Annotated in this window: 14 protein-coding genes; 3 read left to right on the forward strand and 11 right to left on the reverse strand. The window is 68.3% G+C overall.

Annotated features, from left to right (window positions below; genetic code table 11):
• Nucleotides 1-140: 140 nt before the first annotated feature.
• The 4 genes from RZA67_RS15155 to RZA67_RS15170 form a co-directional block, all read right to left on the reverse strand.
• On the reverse strand, nt 141-431 hold the full coding sequence (locus RZA67_RS15155) for an SHOCT domain-containing protein (protein WP_317213553.1): 291 nt from the start codon (nt 429-431) through the stop codon (nt 141-143).
• Nucleotides 432-464: 33 nt separating this feature from the next.
• Nucleotides 465-1,454 carry a porphobilinogen synthase gene (hemB, locus tag RZA67_RS15160; protein WP_317213554.1) on the reverse strand — a complete coding sequence of 330 codons (990 nt, stop codon included), beginning with the start codon at nt 1,452-1,454 and terminating at the stop codon, nt 465-467.
• Nucleotides 1,455-1,506: 52 nt separating this feature from the next.
• Complete coding sequence (locus RZA67_RS15165) at nt 1,507-2,424, reverse strand: bestrophin family protein (RefSeq protein WP_317213555.1); 918 nt, start codon at nt 2,422-2,424, stop codon at nt 1,507-1,509.
• 144 nt (nt 2,425-2,568) lie between these two features.
• Nucleotides 2,569-2,817 carry a hypothetical protein gene (locus tag RZA67_RS15170; protein WP_317213556.1) on the reverse strand — a complete coding sequence of 83 codons (249 nt, stop codon included), beginning with the start codon at nt 2,815-2,817 and terminating at the stop codon, nt 2,569-2,571.
• Between the two features lie 187 nt (nt 2,818-3,004).
• On the opposite strand from RZA67_RS15170, the gene RZA67_RS15175 reads away from it, so the two are divergent.
• Entirely contained in the window at nt 3,005-3,466 is a 462-nt protein-coding gene (locus RZA67_RS15175) for a hypothetical protein (RefSeq protein WP_317213557.1), read from the forward strand.
• A gap of 43 nt (nt 3,467-3,509) precedes the next feature.
• Here RZA67_RS15175 and RZA67_RS15180 read toward each other — a convergent pair whose 3' ends face one another.
• From RZA67_RS15180 to RZA67_RS15195, 4 genes are all read right to left on the reverse strand, one after another.
• Nucleotides 3,510-5,303, reverse strand: coding sequence for a DUF885 domain-containing protein (locus RZA67_RS15180; RefSeq protein ID WP_317213558.1), 1,794 nt, complete (start codon nt 5,301-5,303; stop codon nt 3,510-3,512).
• Between the two features lie 81 nt (nt 5,304-5,384).
• The gene (locus RZA67_RS15185; RefSeq protein WP_317213560.1) at nt 5,385-5,897 is read right to left on the reverse strand and encodes a cytochrome c oxidase assembly factor Coa1 family protein; all 513 of its coding nucleotides are present in this window, start codon (nt 5,895-5,897) and stop codon (nt 5,385-5,387) included.
• Nucleotides 5,898-5,931: 34 nt separating this feature from the next.
• Nucleotides 5,932-8,157 (reverse strand): S9 family peptidase, encoded by a 2,226-nt coding sequence (locus RZA67_RS15190; RefSeq protein WP_317213561.1) that lies wholly within the window; start codon nt 8,155-8,157, stop codon nt 5,932-5,934.
• 73 nt (nt 8,158-8,230) lie between these two features.
• Complete coding sequence (locus RZA67_RS15195; protein ID WP_317213562.1) at nt 8,231-8,920, reverse strand: glutathione binding-like protein; 690 nt, start codon at nt 8,918-8,920, stop codon at nt 8,231-8,233.
• Nucleotides 8,921-9,029: 109 nt separating this feature from the next.
• On the opposite strand from RZA67_RS15195, the gene RZA67_RS15200 reads away from it, so the two are divergent.
• Both RZA67_RS15200 and RZA67_RS15205 read left to right on the forward strand, forming a co-directional pair.
• Complete coding sequence (locus tag RZA67_RS15200; RefSeq protein ID WP_317213563.1) at nt 9,030-9,644, forward strand: TIGR00645 family protein; 615 nt, start codon at nt 9,030-9,032, stop codon at nt 9,642-9,644.
• A 174-nt stretch (nt 9,645-9,818) separates the two neighbouring features.
• Entirely contained in the window at nt 9,819-10,835 is a 1,017-nt protein-coding gene (locus RZA67_RS15205) for an energy transducer TonB (protein WP_317213564.1), read from the forward strand.
• A 404-nt stretch (nt 10,836-11,239) separates the two neighbouring features.
• On the opposite strand, the gene RZA67_RS15210 is transcribed toward RZA67_RS15205, so the two are convergent.
• Genes RZA67_RS15210 through RZA67_RS15220 form a run of 3 tightly spaced genes read right to left on the reverse strand, consistent with a single transcriptional unit; the run spans nt 11,240 to nt 14,681 of the window.
• Nucleotides 11,240-12,424, reverse strand: a complete 1,185-nt coding sequence (locus RZA67_RS15210; RefSeq protein ID WP_317213565.1) for an ABC transporter permease — start codon at nt 12,422-12,424, stop codon at nt 11,240-11,242.
• Complete coding sequence (locus RZA67_RS15215; protein WP_317213566.1) at nt 12,421-13,167, reverse strand: ATP-binding cassette domain-containing protein; 747 nt, start codon at nt 13,165-13,167, stop codon at nt 12,421-12,423. The genes RZA67_RS15210 and RZA67_RS15215 overlap by 4 nt, the downstream gene beginning before the upstream one ends.
• Nucleotides 13,164-14,681, reverse strand: a complete 1,518-nt coding sequence (locus RZA67_RS15220; RefSeq protein ID WP_317213567.1) for an alpha/beta hydrolase — start codon at nt 14,679-14,681, stop codon at nt 13,164-13,166. The genes RZA67_RS15215 and RZA67_RS15220 overlap by 4 nt, the downstream gene beginning before the upstream one ends.
• Between the last annotated feature and the right edge of the window lie 90 nt (nt 14,682-14,771).

Below are 14,771 nucleotides of genomic sequence, written 5' to 3' on the forward strand. Positions count from 1 at the left end.
CACGAAGAGCGGAGGCTGCTCCGGTAGGGGACGACCGTGGGTCGTCACGCTGTTGCCTGGCCGCACGCCGCCACGGCACGGCTGCGCCGCTGAGGCGTGACGACCAACGGTCGTCACCTACCACCGTCACAGCGGCCCTGTCATCGCCGCTGACCGAGGCGTTCGGCGCGTGCCGTCTCGTAGTCGGCATCGCTGAGCTGGCCGTCCTCGCGGCGCTGCGCGAGTGCGGCAAGATCGGCCTGCAGCTGCGGGTCCAGCTGCTGCTCGCGCGCCAGCCGCGCTGCGGCCGAGAACTGCTCCGGCGGTCGTCGGCCGGCACGGAAGGCGGCGCGGGCCACCAGCAGGATCAGCGCACCGAATACCAGTACGCCGACGATCCAGATGAACCACTGGCCGGCGCCCAGTTCGTAAGCCGCTGCCGTACTTTCCATGCCGCCTGTCTCCCGTTCGTCAGGGCGCTATTGTCAGCGCCCGCGCAGCCAACGCGCTACCTGCGGCGCGAAATAGGTCAGCACGCCATCGGCGCCGGCGCGCTTGAAGCCCATCAGCGACTCCAGCACGCAGGCACGCTCGTCCAGCCAGCCGTTGGCGGCGGCCGCCTTGAGCATCGCGTACTCGCCGCTGACCTGGTAGGCGAAGGTCGGCACGCCGAAGGTGTCCTTCACCCGTCGCACCACATCCAGATAGGGCATGCCGGGCTTGACCATGACCATGTCGGCACCTTCTTCCAGGTCCAGGGCGATCTCGCGCAGCGCTTCATCGCTGTTGGCCGGATCCATCTGGTAGGTCTTCTTGTCAGCCTTGCCGAGACTGGCCGAGCTGCCCACCGCATCGCGGAACGGCCCGTAGAACGCGGAGGCGTACTTGGCCGAGTAGGCCATGATGCGGGTGTTGATGAAGCCGGCCTCGTCCAGCGCGCGGCGGATGGCGCCGATGCGGCCGTCCATCATGTCCGAGGGTGAAACCACGTCCACGCCCGCCTGGGCATGCGACACCGACTGCTTGACCAGTGCGTCGACGGTGATGTCGTTGAGCACGTAGCCGTTGTCATCGATGATTCCGTCCTGGCCGTGCGTGGTGTACGGGTCCAGCGCCACGTCGGTCATCACGCCCAGCTCGGGGAAGCGCTGCTTCAGCGCGCGCACCGCACGCTGCGCCAGGCCGTCTTCGTCCCAGGCCGCAGCCGCGTCCAGCGACTTCTGCGCCGGGTCGATCACCGGGAACAGGTCCAGCACGGGAATGCCCAGCTCCAGCGCCTCTTCGGCCACCTTGAGCAGTTCCTCGATCGACAGCCTGTCCACGCCCGGCATCGACGGCACCGCCACGCGGCCGGCATGCTCGTGCACGAACACCGGGTAGATCAGGTCGTCGGTGGTCAGGGTGTTCTCGCGCATCATGCGGCGCGAGAAATCGTCGCGGCGCATGCGGCGGGGGCGGTAAAGCGGATGACTCATGACGGTCTCCAGAGGCAGCCAGTGCTGCGCGGATGGCGGAAGGGGTGAGCGGTCATTGCAGGCGGTAGCCCTGCGGCTGCAGCGGCGCCGGCAGGGGGCGCACGCCGAGCGCGTCGAGCTGGTCGATCTCGATGGTGCGCACGATGGCATCCAGCGGCAGGTCGTTCGGCTCGGTGCCGAACGGTTCTTCCATTTCCTCGCCCAGCTGGTCCAGACCAAAGAACGCATAGGCCAGCACCGCCGACAGCACCGGGGTGGCCCAGCCCAGCGTGGCTGCCAGCCCGAACGGCAGCAGGACGCAGAACATCCAGGCGCAGCGGTGCAGCAGCAGGGTGTAGGCGAACGGCAACGGGGTGGCGAGGATGCGCTCGCAGCCGGCCTGGATCGAGGACAGCGCATGCAGGCGCTCTTCGAACTGGGCATAGAGGATCGGTGACAGCGCACCTTCGCGCAGCGCGTCGGCCAGCTCCACGGCCATCATCGCCAGCAGGGCATCGGGGATGTTGCTGCGCTCGGCCAGCTGCTCGCGCTGGGCCGGCTGCAGCCACGGCAGGGCGGCCAACGCCGGTTCATTGCCGCGCAGACGGGCGCACAGCGCGTACGCGAAGGCGATGACCAGCGTTGCCAACCGCTCGCGGCGCGGCGCGTCGTCGGCCAGCAGCGCCTGCAGCTGGCGCCCCAGCGAGCGCGATTCGAACACCAGCTGGCCCCACAGCTTGCGGCCTTCCCACCAGCGCTCATGGCAGGCGCTGTTGCGGAAGCTCAGGAAGATCGACAGTGCGATGCCCAGCAGGGTGAACGGCACCACCGACACGCGCTCGATGCCCGGCGGGTTACCCAGCTCGACCACCGCCGACACCACGATGGCCAGCACCAGGATCGCCAGCACCTTGGGGGCGACGGCCGGCACGATGGAGCCGCGCAGGATGTAAAGAAGCTGCCAGCCGTGGGGGCGAGGACGGATGATCATTCGAAGGGGAACGCTGCGGGGACAGGGCCGCTGCCGCCCCGACGCACGGGGCCTGCGGCAAGCCCGTCATTGTACGCCCCTGCTCTGGCGCAGGTTGACCGGTTGCGACCGATGGTCGCACCCGGCCGGCCTGCGGGTGCCGGCTCAGATGATGCCGCCACCGAGGCTCAGGCGGGCGATGCCCACCACCACCACCATGCCGTTGAGCAGCAGACCGGTCCAGGCACGGCCGCGCTTGCTCGGGTGGGTGAACAGGATGCCGATGGCCGCGATCACCGCGCCGACGGCGGCGAAGGGAATCAGGAACCAGTTGCCCCATCCCAGCAGGGGAATCAGGGCCAGCACCATCCACAACACCGACACCACGCCCCACAACAGACTGATGAGCCCCATGACCACTCCCCTATGGCGATTGCGCCCACCATAGCCGTTTGCGTGACACCCGCCTAGCGGGCGCTTGGCGCCGCTGTCACCCGGGGTCTGCCAGCCTGCAGGCAGGCCAAAGCGCCAGCGGACGACGTTGGCTCCGCTTCAGGGCCGTGAAACGATGATAGCTTCCCTACATTCAGGGGTTTACGCCATGAACATGCGCTGTGCGGCCCTTGCCGCCATCCTGCTGGTCACTGCCGGCTGTGCCAGCACCTCCAAGGTGATGCTGGGCCAGGCCCGCGCGCCGATCAATCCGGCCGAAGTCCAGATCTATTCCACCCCGCCGGCCGGCGCCATCGAGATCGCGCAGCTGGAATCTTCCAGCGCGGTCGGCTTCGGCACGCAGGGCCAGACCGATGCAGCGGTCGAGCGTCTCAAGCGCGAGGCCGCTGCGCTCGGAGCCAACGGCGTGATCCTGATGGGGGTGGGCTCCAGCGGCTCGCCGGTGGGCATGTCGGTCGGTGCTGGCAGCTATGGCTCCCATGTGGGCGGCGGCGTCGGCATCGGCATTCCAACCACCCAGAAGCGTGCGGCGGGTGTGGCGATCTGGGTGCCCGACGCGGGCCGGCCCGCACCGCGCCTGCCCACCCAGACCATCACGCCGCAGCGCTGAGCGTGCGCGCCCCGGCGCCGCGCGCCGGGGTCGCCTGCGAGCGTCAGCGGTAACGCGGGACGAACACCTGCTGCACCGCTTCGGCCAGCTGGTCCGGTGGCAGCAGGCCCTGGTCGAGCAGGAAGTTGTTGAAGGCCAGCCTGTCGAACTTTTCACCCAGCGCCAGCTCGGTCTGCATGCGCAGCTCGAGGATGCGGGTGTAGCCGTAGAAGTAGCTGCCCGCCTGGCCCGGTGCACGTACGGTGTAACGGTCCAGTTCCTGGGTGGCCATCGCCTGCGACAGGCCCACGCCATCAAGAAGCACACGCTCGGCACGCGCACGGTCGATCTGGCCGAGATTGAGCATCGGGTCGAGCATCGCCCGGGCGGCACGCAGCAGGCGGAACTGCAGGGCGATCAGCTGCCCGTCCAGCGGCTCGTAGGGAACCATTTCCGCTTCGGCATACAGCGCCCAGCCTTCGACGTTGACCGAGTTGAAGGCAAACATGGTGCGGGCCAGCGAGACGCCGCGCTCGACCATGGCGGTGAACTGCAGCTCGTGCCCCGGACGTCCCTCGTGCGCGCTCAGCGTCCACGCCGCCGAGCCGAAGTTGAAGTCGTCGTACTGCACGTCCTTGCCCGCCGCCGGGTTACCCACCGGCAGCACGAAGGTGCCCTGCTGCCCGGTGTTGTTGACCAGCGGCGCCGGCAGGAAGTGCGGGGCCGGGCTGGCCGCGCTCTCGGCCGCTGAACCCAGCCGCATCTGCATCGGCCGCTTCGGCACATCGACGATGCGGTGCTGGTGGATCAGCGGGTCGATGGCATCGATGACACCGCGGTAGTGGGCTTCCAGCTGGTCATTGGCGATGGTATCGGCCTTCAGCGCGCGCACCACGGCGATCGGATCGGTCGGGTCGGCCACCTTCAGGCCCTTGGCCTGCACCACCAGCGGTGCCAGCTGGCGCATCGCCGAGCGGGTCTCCATGTACTCCAGCTGGGCACGCTGCATCAGCAGCGCCGGGTCCACATCGATGCCCACGCGCTTGAGCTGGTAGGCATACAGCGGCGCCGGCAGACGCGTCTCGGTGCGGGCCTTGGGCAGCACCTCGGCGCGGGTCCACGCCGCGTAATCCTTGAGCTGGGTCGACAGCGTGGCCAGCGCACCATCGGTATCGGCCACCTGGTACTTCTTCAGCAGCGAATCGATGCCGCTGATGTAGGTGTCCACGTTGTCCAGCGACTGCTGCACCTCGATGCGGGTCGGCTGCAGCAGGCCCGGTGTGGCCAGCCGTTCCTCGTAGCGCTGGCGGGCCAGCGTGGTCAGCGCGGTGCCACCGGGCTGCAGGCCGGCGTAGGCCTTCAGACGGTCCAGCGCCTTGGCCCGGCGCTCGGCCGGCACCTGGTCGGAGAGCAGCAGGTTGAGGCCGCTGAACACCGTCTGCGGCACGTCGCTCCACGGCAGCAGGTATTTTTCGTTGAGCTCGCTGCCTTCGATGCTCTCGCTGGCGGCCTTGATCATGATCGCCAGGTCCTGGCGCACGTTCGGGTCTTTCTCGGTGGCCAGCTTTGCCTGCAGTTCGGCACGAGCGGCGGTCATCGCGGCGCGGTAGCGCTTGCCGTTGTCCGGGCCGAAGTCGGCCACTTTGTCATCGTAGCCAGGCACACCGAAGAAGCCGGTTTCCTCGGGCTGGAACGGCCCCTGTGCATCCAGCAGGATCTGCGCCAGCGTATTGCTGCGCTCCACCCAGGCCGGTGCGGCCCGCTCGACCTGCTGGCCAGGCGCCGCAATCGCCGCAGGTGCGCACAACGAGGAGGTGGCGCCGAGCGCCAACGCAACAGCAAGGACAAGCGGCTTCATCATGCACTCCGGCACAGGGGGAATGTCCTGCACGGTAGCACCGCCGCGCGCGCCCACCACGGGCCGGAGGTCACGCCTGCGCTAGGCCGCCAGGCCGCCCGGCGGTGCGGGGCAGCGGCCTTCCTCGCGGCAGGTCTGCAGGGCGCAGCGCTGCGCCGCTTCGGCGTCGTCCAGTTCGGTCAGGTCATGCGGACGCTCGTCGGGCAGCAGCACGTACATCACCGGGTAGTCCCAGCGGCCATCGTGGCGGTGGCCACGCACATGCAGCGTGCCGCTGGCCTGCGGGCCATGCAGGCCCACACGCAGGTCGATCAGACTGTGGCCATCGTCGCGCTGGTGGATCTGCCCATAAGGCACCCGGTCGGCACGCAGGGGTTCGCCCAGCACCGCCACCAGTTCCACGCTGCAGCTGGAACGCCGCATCGCCTCGCGCATCGGCGCACTGGCGTGGGCGGCCTCGCTCCAGCGGTTGACGGCCCAGATCACGCTGGCCGCCAACCCAAGCGCAACCAGCGCGATACCCAGACTGACCAGCCAGCAGGCGGGTCGTGCACGGGGTCTGCGTGCAGCGGGTAGCGGCGGCGGCTGAGGCATGGCGGACTCCTTCCGGTTCAACGGCTGCGCGGCCTCAGGGGCGCAGGCAGCGCCCCAGGAAGTCTTCGGCCAGGCGGTAGCGGTGCAGCGCGTCGCTGCCCGACAGGCCGTGCTTGGCACCCGGGTAGGTCATCAGCTCGAACGGCTGCCCACGCTTCTGCAGCGCGCTCATCAGCGCCGTCGAGTTGGTGAACAGCACGTTGTCGTCGGCCATGCCGTGCACCAGCAGCAACCGCGCGCGCAGGCCGTCGATGTGGGTCAGCACGCGCGCGTCGCGGTAGCCGTCCGGGTTGCGTGCCGGCAGGTCCATGTAGCGCTCGGTGTAATGGCTGTCGTACAACCCCCAGTCGGTCACCGGGGCGCCGGCCACGCCACAGGCGTAGTGGTCGGAGGCCTTGGCCAGCAGCATCAGGGTCATGTAACCACCGTTGGACCATCCCTGCACGCCGATGCGCGCCGGGTCGACCCAGGGCTGCTGGCGCAGCCACGCCACACCGCGCAGCTGGTCGTCCACCTCGACGGTGCCCTGGCGGCCGTACAGCGCCCCGACAAAATCACGGCCTCGACGCGGCGTGCCCCGGTTGTCCAGCGAGAACACGACGTAGCCGCGCTGAGCCAGGTACTGGTTGAACAGGTGATCGCCGCGACCGGGCCAGCTGTCGGTCACGGTCTGTGCGGCCGGGCCGCCATACACGTAGACCGCCACCGGATAGCGCCTGCCCGGGTCGAAGCCGGCCGGCTTGATCAGGCTGTAGTGCAGCGGCGTGCGGCCATCGGCCGCGGTCAGCGTACCGAACTCGACCGGCAGCTGCGCGTCGCGGAAACGCGCGTACGGGTGCTGCGGATCGTCCAGATCGTTGTCCACCAGCGTGGCGATCTTCTCGCCGCTGGCGCGGTACAGCTCGATCTGCGGCGGCGTGCGGGTGTTGGACCAGCTGTCCACGTAGACGCTGGCATTGCGCGCGAAGCTGGCGCTGTGCATGCCCGGCGCGGTCGACAGCCGCTGCGGTTGTCCGCCCTGCAGGGAAACGACGTGGATCTGGCTTTCGCGCGGGCTGTCGATGCCGGCGCGGAAATAAACCTTGCCCGCCTCTTCGTCGACGGCCAGCAGTTCATCGACCTGCCACTGGCCCTGGGTGAGCGCGTGCGCCTTGCCCTTGCCGTCAACCCGGTACAGGTGCTGGAAGCCGGTGCGCTCGGACGACCACAGGAAGCTGCCATCACGCAGGAAGCGCAGGCTGTTGTGCAGCGGCACCCAGGTCGGGCTGGTTTCATGGGCCAGCACGCGCTGCGTGCCGTCTTCCAGATCCACCTCGACCAGGTCCAGCTGCTTCTGGTCGCGCGACTGGCGCTGGAAGCTCAGCTGCTGCGGGCTGCGCCAGTCGACGCGGGCCAGATAGATATCGGGGTTCCTGCCCAGGTCCAACCAACGGGTCTGTGCCTGCGGCTGCGGGCTGATCACCCCCAGCTGGACCCGCACGTTGGGGTCACCGGCGGCCGGGTAGCGCTGCTCGACCACATCGGTCCGGTCGGCATACATCTCATAGCGCTGCTGCACCGGTACCGGGCTTTCGTCGATGCGTGCATAGGCAATGGCCGAGTCATCCGGTGCCCACCAGTAACCGGTGTGGCGGTCCATTTCCTCGTCGGCCACGAACTCGGCCACGCCGTTGCCGATGGTCGCGCTGCCGTCGTGGGTGAGCTGCATCTGGCGGCCACTGGCCAGGTCGATCACCCACAGGTTGCGGCCGCGCACGAAGCTGACATAGCCGCCCTGCGGCGAGAGCTTGGCATCGGTGGCAAAGCCCTCACCGTGGGTAAGCTGGCGTACGGCCGCGCGGCCCTGCCGCTGCAGGTCGTACAGGTACAGCTCGCCGCCGAGCGGGAACAGCAGGGTCTTTGCATCGGGCGACCACTGGTAGTCGACGATGCCGGTCATCGCGGCGATGCGCTGGCGCTCGCGGCGTGCCTTCTCCTCGTCACTGAGGGCTTCGCTGCCGGGCAGCACGACCTTCGAATCGACCAGCAGGCGGGTCTGCCCGCTGCTGATGTCGTAACTCCACAGGTCCAGCTGGTTGCGATCCTGTTCCTTGCCGCGCAGGAAACTCACCTGCGAGCCGTCGGGTGCCACCTTGGGCTTCATCAGCGTCGGGCCCGACAGCGGCAGCGGCCCGGTGATGGCCTCGAGCGTGAGTTTTTCGGCGTGGACGGCGGTACTGGTGGCGAGCATCAGGGCGAGCGAGGCAAACAGGTGGCGCATGGACGGTTCCGGATCGCGGCAGGTCCGCCCGCGCACCAGCGCGGACGGGCGGGGTCCATCCTAACCCGAGCGGTCAGCGCTTGCCGAACAGCTGGCGGCGCTCTTCCTCGCTCAGCGGCTGGCCGGCTGCCGGGTTCACCTGCCGGGCCAGCGCATAGGCGCGCCCGGTGGCCGGGCGTGCGGCGATCGCCTGCTGCCAGCGCTGCAGGTGCGGGAAGGCCGCGTAATCCACCGGCAGGCTGCTGTAGGCGCCGATCCAGGGATAGCTGGCCATGTCGGCAATGCTGTAGGCATCACCGGCCAGCCACTCGTGCTCGGCCAGGCGCTTGTCCATCACCCCGTGCAGGCGGCGCACCTCGGTGTCGTAGCGTTCAATGGCATAGCCGATCTTCTCGGGCGCGTAGACGTTGAAGTGTCCCATCTGGCCGCTCATCGGGCCGAGGCCGGCCATCTGCCAGAACAGCCATTCCAGCGTGGCCAGACGCTCGCGCGGCTTGCTGGAAAGGAACTGACCGGTCTTTTCCGCCAGATAGACCAGGATCGCGCCGGACTCGAACACGCTCAGCGGCGCGCCGCCGTCGGCCGGCGCATGGTCAACGATGGCCGGCATCTTGTTGTTGGGCGAGATGGCCAGGAACTCGGGCTTGAACTGGTCGCCCGCGCCGATGTTGACCGGATGGACGCGGTAGTCCAGCCCGGTCTCTTCCAGCAGCAGGGTAACTTTATGGCCGTTCGGCGTCGGCCAATAGTGCAGATCAATCATGACGTGCGGTCTCAGCGAAGGAGGACCCGAGTGTAGTGCCGGGGGTGTCTTGGCACTGTGGCCTGCGGCCAGTAATCTGCGCCCTTTCCTGCAACGCAGCATGCCGCCCATGAGCCGCCCGTACCACACGTCCCCATTGTCCTCGCTGATCTTCGCCTCGCGCTGGCTGCAGCTGCCGCTGTATCTGGGCCTGATCGTGGCCCAGTGCGTCTATGTCTACCTGTTCGGCAAGGAACTGTGGCACCTGATCACACACTCCATCACGATGGGCGAGCAGCAGATCATGCTGATCGTGCTGGGCCTGATCGACGTGGTGATGATCTCCAACCTGCTGGTGATGGTGATCGTGGGCGGGTATGAAACCTTCGTCTCGCGCCTGCGCCTGGACGGGCATCCGGACCAGCCGGAGTGGCTCAGCCACGTCAACGCCAGCGTGCTGAAGGTCAAGCTGGCGATGGCGATCATCGGCATCTCCTCGATCCACCTGCTCAAGACGTTCATCGCCTCCGGCGCACTGGGCGGCCTGCCGCTGTGCCCGCCCGAGCGCATGGCGACCGCCGCCTCGAACCTCGGCGCGGACACCTGCTCGACCCTGACCCCCGAAGGCGTGCTGTGGCAGACCATCATCCACTGCGTGTTCATCCTCTCGGCGATCGGTATCGCCTGGACCGACAAGCTGATGAACAGCGGCCACGGCGACAAGCACGAGAAGCCGGCGCACTGAGCAGCCGGCGCAGGGGGCGGCGGGCGCTGCCGATGGCCGCCCCTGCCCCGCAGCGGTAAGGGATGCTAGATTGCGTCCAGAGCACCACCCACCGATGCCGCCGGGAACGTCATCGGTCCGTGCCAGCCCCCCGCGGGCCGGCCTTTCGCACCGTCGCACTCAAGGGGAAGTTGGATGTCGTACGCCGCATTGCCTGTGATCGCCCGCGCGCGCCTGTTGGCGCCCGTTGTCCTGCTGCTCGGCCTGGTGGCCTGTTCGGGCAAGGACGAACCTGCTGCCGCCCCGGCGGCCGGCACGGCACCGGCGGTGGCGCCGGCCGCGGCACCGGCGGTGTCCAGTACGGTGCAGGCGATGGGCACTGACGAACTGGCCGCCTCGGCCAGCCAGGCGCTGCGCGAAAACCGCATGTACGCGCCGGCGGGGGACAACGCCATCGAGTACTACCTGGCGCTGCGGGACAAGACACCGGACGATGCCGTGGTGAAGAGCGCGCTGACCGATCTGCTGCCGTACACGCTGATCGCGGCCGAGAACAATCTCGCGCGCGAGGACTTCACCGAGGCACAGCGGCTGATCGCCCTGATCGAGAAGGCCGACCCCGCTGCCCCCGCACTGCCGCGGTTGAAGCAGAGCCTCGAGGCCGGCATGGAGAAGGCCGCCCAGCGCACCAGCGACGAAACCGCCCGGGTGAAGGCCGAGGCCGAAGCCAAGAGCCGGCAGCAGGCCGAGCAGCAGCGCCAGGCGGAGCAGCGCGGGCGTGAGAGCGAAGCCGCGCAGCAGGTGGCCGCGCAGCAGGACGCCAGCCGTCGCCAGACCGAGCAGCAGGATGCGGAACGGCAGGCGGCCGAACGGCGTGCGGCCGAGCAGCGCCAGCAGCAGGCGGCGGCCGCGCAGGCGGCAGCGGCCCGTCAGCCGGCGGCGCCGGCAGCAGCAGCGCCCAGCCTGCGCCCGGTGAGTACGCCGGCACCGCGTTATCCGGCCGAAGCGCTGCGTTCGGGTACGTCGGGCGAGGTGCTGGTGGAGATCACGGTGGGGACCGATGGGTCGGTGGTGAACGCGCGGGTGCTGCGGTCGACGCCGGCACGGATTTTCGATCGCGAGGCGATCAATGCGGTGAAGCGGTGGCGGTTCGAGCCGGTGGCGGCGCCGGTGGTGACGCGTCGTACGCTGGCCTTCCAGCCGGGCGGCTGAGGGATTCTTTCTGCGGGGGCTTCGCCCCCGCGCCCCCTGCTTTCCAGCAACAGCAACAGCTAACAGCAACAGCAACAGCAACAGCAACAGCAACAGCGTGGAGCATCGGCTCTGCGCTGTTTTTTTTTGGGCGGGACGGGGTGGCTGTGCGGGGGACGGCAAAAACTGCGTCCTGCGTGCCTTGTTTCGCGCCATCCGTGGCGCTCGACACCCCCGCGCACCCACCCCGCCCCACCTTCGACACATTGCTGTGGACGGCCAGAACAGCCTTGGAGCGGATGCGATCTGTTGGTGTTGGTGTTGGTGTTGGTGTTGCTGTGCTGTTGGTAGGTGACGACCGTTGGTCGTCACGCTGTTGCGGTTGTTCGGGAGCGGGGCGTGGCCCCGCTCTGCCTTTCTCTGCCTCAGCCCGAGATTGCCAGGCGCTCCTGCCGGTAACGGTGCACCGTGGCCAGCCACAGCAGCACCGCCAGGCCGAGATTGGCCACCAGATAGATGCCCCACACCGTCACACTGATGTGCTCGTGGCGGATCACCTTCAGCAGCATCTGGTTCTGCGACAGGAACGGGATGGCGTACTGCCACATCTGACTCTTCAGCGGGTAGGCGATCAGCGCGTAGCTGGGCAGCATCGGCATCAGCACCAGCCAGGTCATGTGCGCCTGTGCTTCCTTCAGGCTCTTGGCGGCGGCCGAAAGGTAGGTCAGCAGCGCGGTGCCGATCATCAGCATCGGCATCATCACCAGCAGCATCTGCAGCATCGAGCCCAGGCCCATGTTGAGCTGGCGGCCGATGCCGGTGTCCGAGACCTGCGCGCTGAGCTTGAACGCCACCAGCGTGATGATCAGCGAGACCAGGCCGACCACCACCGCGGCGGTGATCTTGCCGCTGACGATCGCTGCGCGCGAGGCCGGGGTGGCCAGCAGCGGTTCCAGCGACTGGCGTTCGCGCTCACCGGCGGTGGTGTCCATCACCAGATAGGCACCGCCGAGGAACGAGGTCAGGGTCAGCAGCATCGGCAGCAGCACCGACAGCATCATGCCCTGCTTGGCTTCCGCGCTGGCCATGTCCTGGGTGGCCACATCCAGCGGGCGCACCACCTGTGGGTCGATGCCGCGGGCCATCAGACGCAGTGCGCCCACCTGGCTGCTGTACGCCGCCAGCGCGGTTTCCAGCCGGGTGGAGGGCACATCGGCATCGCGGCGCGTGCTGTCCTTGATGATCTCCACCAGCGCGGGGCGACCATCGCGCCAGCGGGCATCGAACTCGTCGCTGATGCGCAGGGCCACATCGACCTTCTGCTCGCGGATCGCCGCCTGCAGGTCCTTCGGCGGCTCCACCGGGTTGAGGCCCTGGGCCTTCAGGAAGGCCACCAGGTTCGGCGCGTTGGCGGTGCCGATCATGGGGATTTCCAACGGCTTGTCGATCTGGGTCTTGAAGCGGCTCTCGGCCAGCTTGCCCATGCCCAGGATCAGCAGCGGGTAGAGCAGCGGCCCCATCAGCAGGCTCAGTGCCAGCGTGCGGCGGTCACGGGAAAGATCGCGCAGTTCCTTGCGCATCACGGTCAACACGGTCGACATCAGGCTCATGCGTGCAGACCCTCCTCGCTGCCAATCAACTTGACGAAGGCATCTTCAAGATTGCTCTCGCCTGCCTGTTCGCGCAGTGCGTCGGCACTGCCTGCGGCCATCACCGTGCCCTTGGCGATGATGACGATGTGGTCACACAGCGCGGCCACCTCCTGCATGATGTGGCTGGAGAAGATCACGCAGCGTCCTTCATCACGCAGACCGTGCAGAAACCGGCGCATGCCACGGGTGGTCATCACGTCCAGCCCGTTGGTGGGTTCGTCCAGGATGACGTTGCGCGGATCGTGCACCAGCGCGCGCGCGATGGCGGTCTTGGTGCGCTGACCCTGCGAGAATCCGTCGGTCTGGCGGTCCAGGATGTCCCCCATGTCCAGCGCTCTGGACAGCACTTCGGTGCGCTGGGCGATCTCGCCGGCGGACATGCCATGCAGCTGGCCGAAGTAGGCGATGTTCTCGCGCGCGGTCAGCCGCTTGTAGACGCCACGCGCGTCGGGCAGCACGCCCAGGCGGCGGCGCACGCCGGTGGGATCGGTGGTCGAATCCACGCCATCCACGCTCACCCGGCCCTGGTCCGGGGTCATCAGCGTGTAGAGCATGCGCATGGTGGTGGTCTTGCCGGCACCGTTCGGGCCGAGCAGACCGGTGATGGCACCATCGGGGGCGCTGAAGCTCACATCGTTGACGGCCTGGATCACCCCGGCCTTGGTTTTGAATGCCTTGTGCAGGCTGTCGGCGACGATCATGGTTCCCATCCGTTGAACGAGGTGAACGCCGGCACGCGCGCAAGCGTGTCCAGGCAGGTGGCATCCAGTGCCTTGGCGTCGGCGCCGTCGATGAACTGGCCGAGCAGGCGCGGCATGCAGCCGGCCGTCAGCGTGCCGTGACCCTGGCCGCGCGCGACCAGATGGCGGCCGTTCGGCAACCCGGGCAGCACGCGCTCGGCGTAGCGCGGCGGCGTGACCGGGTCGACTTCGCCGGAGAGCAGCAGTACCGGCAGCTCGCTGGTCAATGCCGGTGTGGCGGCCACGTTCTCGTGCGGCCAGGCGCCGCAGGCGGCGAAGAACATCTCGGCCACGTGCGGCCCGATCAGGGTATCGCCCTGCGGTTCGGTCGGTGGCTGGTAACGCGCGGCGTCCTCGCTGCAGATCACCGACCACTGCATGCCGCGGTTGATCTGCATGTCCATCGCGCGGCTGGCATTGCGTGACAGCGCGGCCAGCGGCTCGTAGCGGCCATTGGCAGCTTCGTCGAGCACCACCGGCAGCAGTGCGGACAGCTGCGGCATGTAGGAGAACGCAAAGGCGAGGCCGGCCACGCTGTCATGGGTCAGCGCGTCGGTTCGCGGCTGTGCGGTGCCCGGGTCGCGGTAGGTCACCTGCACCGGCGCGGCGGCCAGGGTCTGCATCACCTTGGCCAGCTGGGTGCGCGTATCCACCGGGAAGCGTTTGGCGCAGGCTGCATCCTGTATGCACTGGGCTGCCTGCAGGGTGATCGCGTTCTGGAAGGTGTTGGCAAAATCGCCACCCACCACCAGGTCGTTGGGCACTACGCCGTCGATGACCACGGTGCGGGTGTGCTGCGGGTAGCGCGCGGCGTACTGCTGGGCCACCCGCGTACCGTAGGAGCCACCGACCAGGTTGAGCTGGCTCACGCCCAGTGCCTTGCGCACCGCATCCAGGTCGTCGATGGCCCGCGAGGTGGTGTACTGGCGCACGTCGGCTTTGTCAGCCAGGCCGGCCGCACAGGTGGCGGCGAATTCGCGCAGGAACGCCGGGGTCGGTTCGGCCGACTCGTCAAGCTTCATCGCCTTGCCATCAGCGTCCACGCAGTCCAGCGGATTGGAGCCGCCGGTGCCGCGCTGGTCGATCAGGAAAATGTCGCGGCGCTTGCGTACCTGGCCGAGCGCGGCGTTGACCACCTGCGCCACTTCACTGGCCGCCTGCCCTGGGCCGCCGGCCAGGAAGAACACCGGGTCGGCCATCGCCGAGCCGCTGTTGCCGGCATCCAGCCAGGCGATGCGCAGGTCGATATGCCGCCCGTCGGGACGCTGCGGATCTTCGGCCACCGACAACGTGCCGCACTGTGCCTCCACGTTCTGGCTGGCCATCGCGCCGCTGAGCGTGCACGGTGAGAAGGCAATGCTGCCAAAGTGGCGGGTGGTGGTTCCGTCCTTGCTGGCCTCGGGCGCAGGCGCGCTGCAGGCGACACACAGGACACTGGCCATGAGCCCGGCCAGTTTCAAGCGTTGGCTCGACATCTTCCTTGGTTCCCCGTTGCTGGAGTCATGCAGACCAGACGCGGTCCGGTCGCGGATGTGACTCAAAGTACACTGAACGCAGCGACGGGG

It is taken from the genome of Stenotrophomonas sp. C3(2023) (assembly GCF_032911385.1).
Lineage (GTDB): Bacteria > Pseudomonadota > Gammaproteobacteria > Xanthomonadales > Xanthomonadaceae > Stenotrophomonas.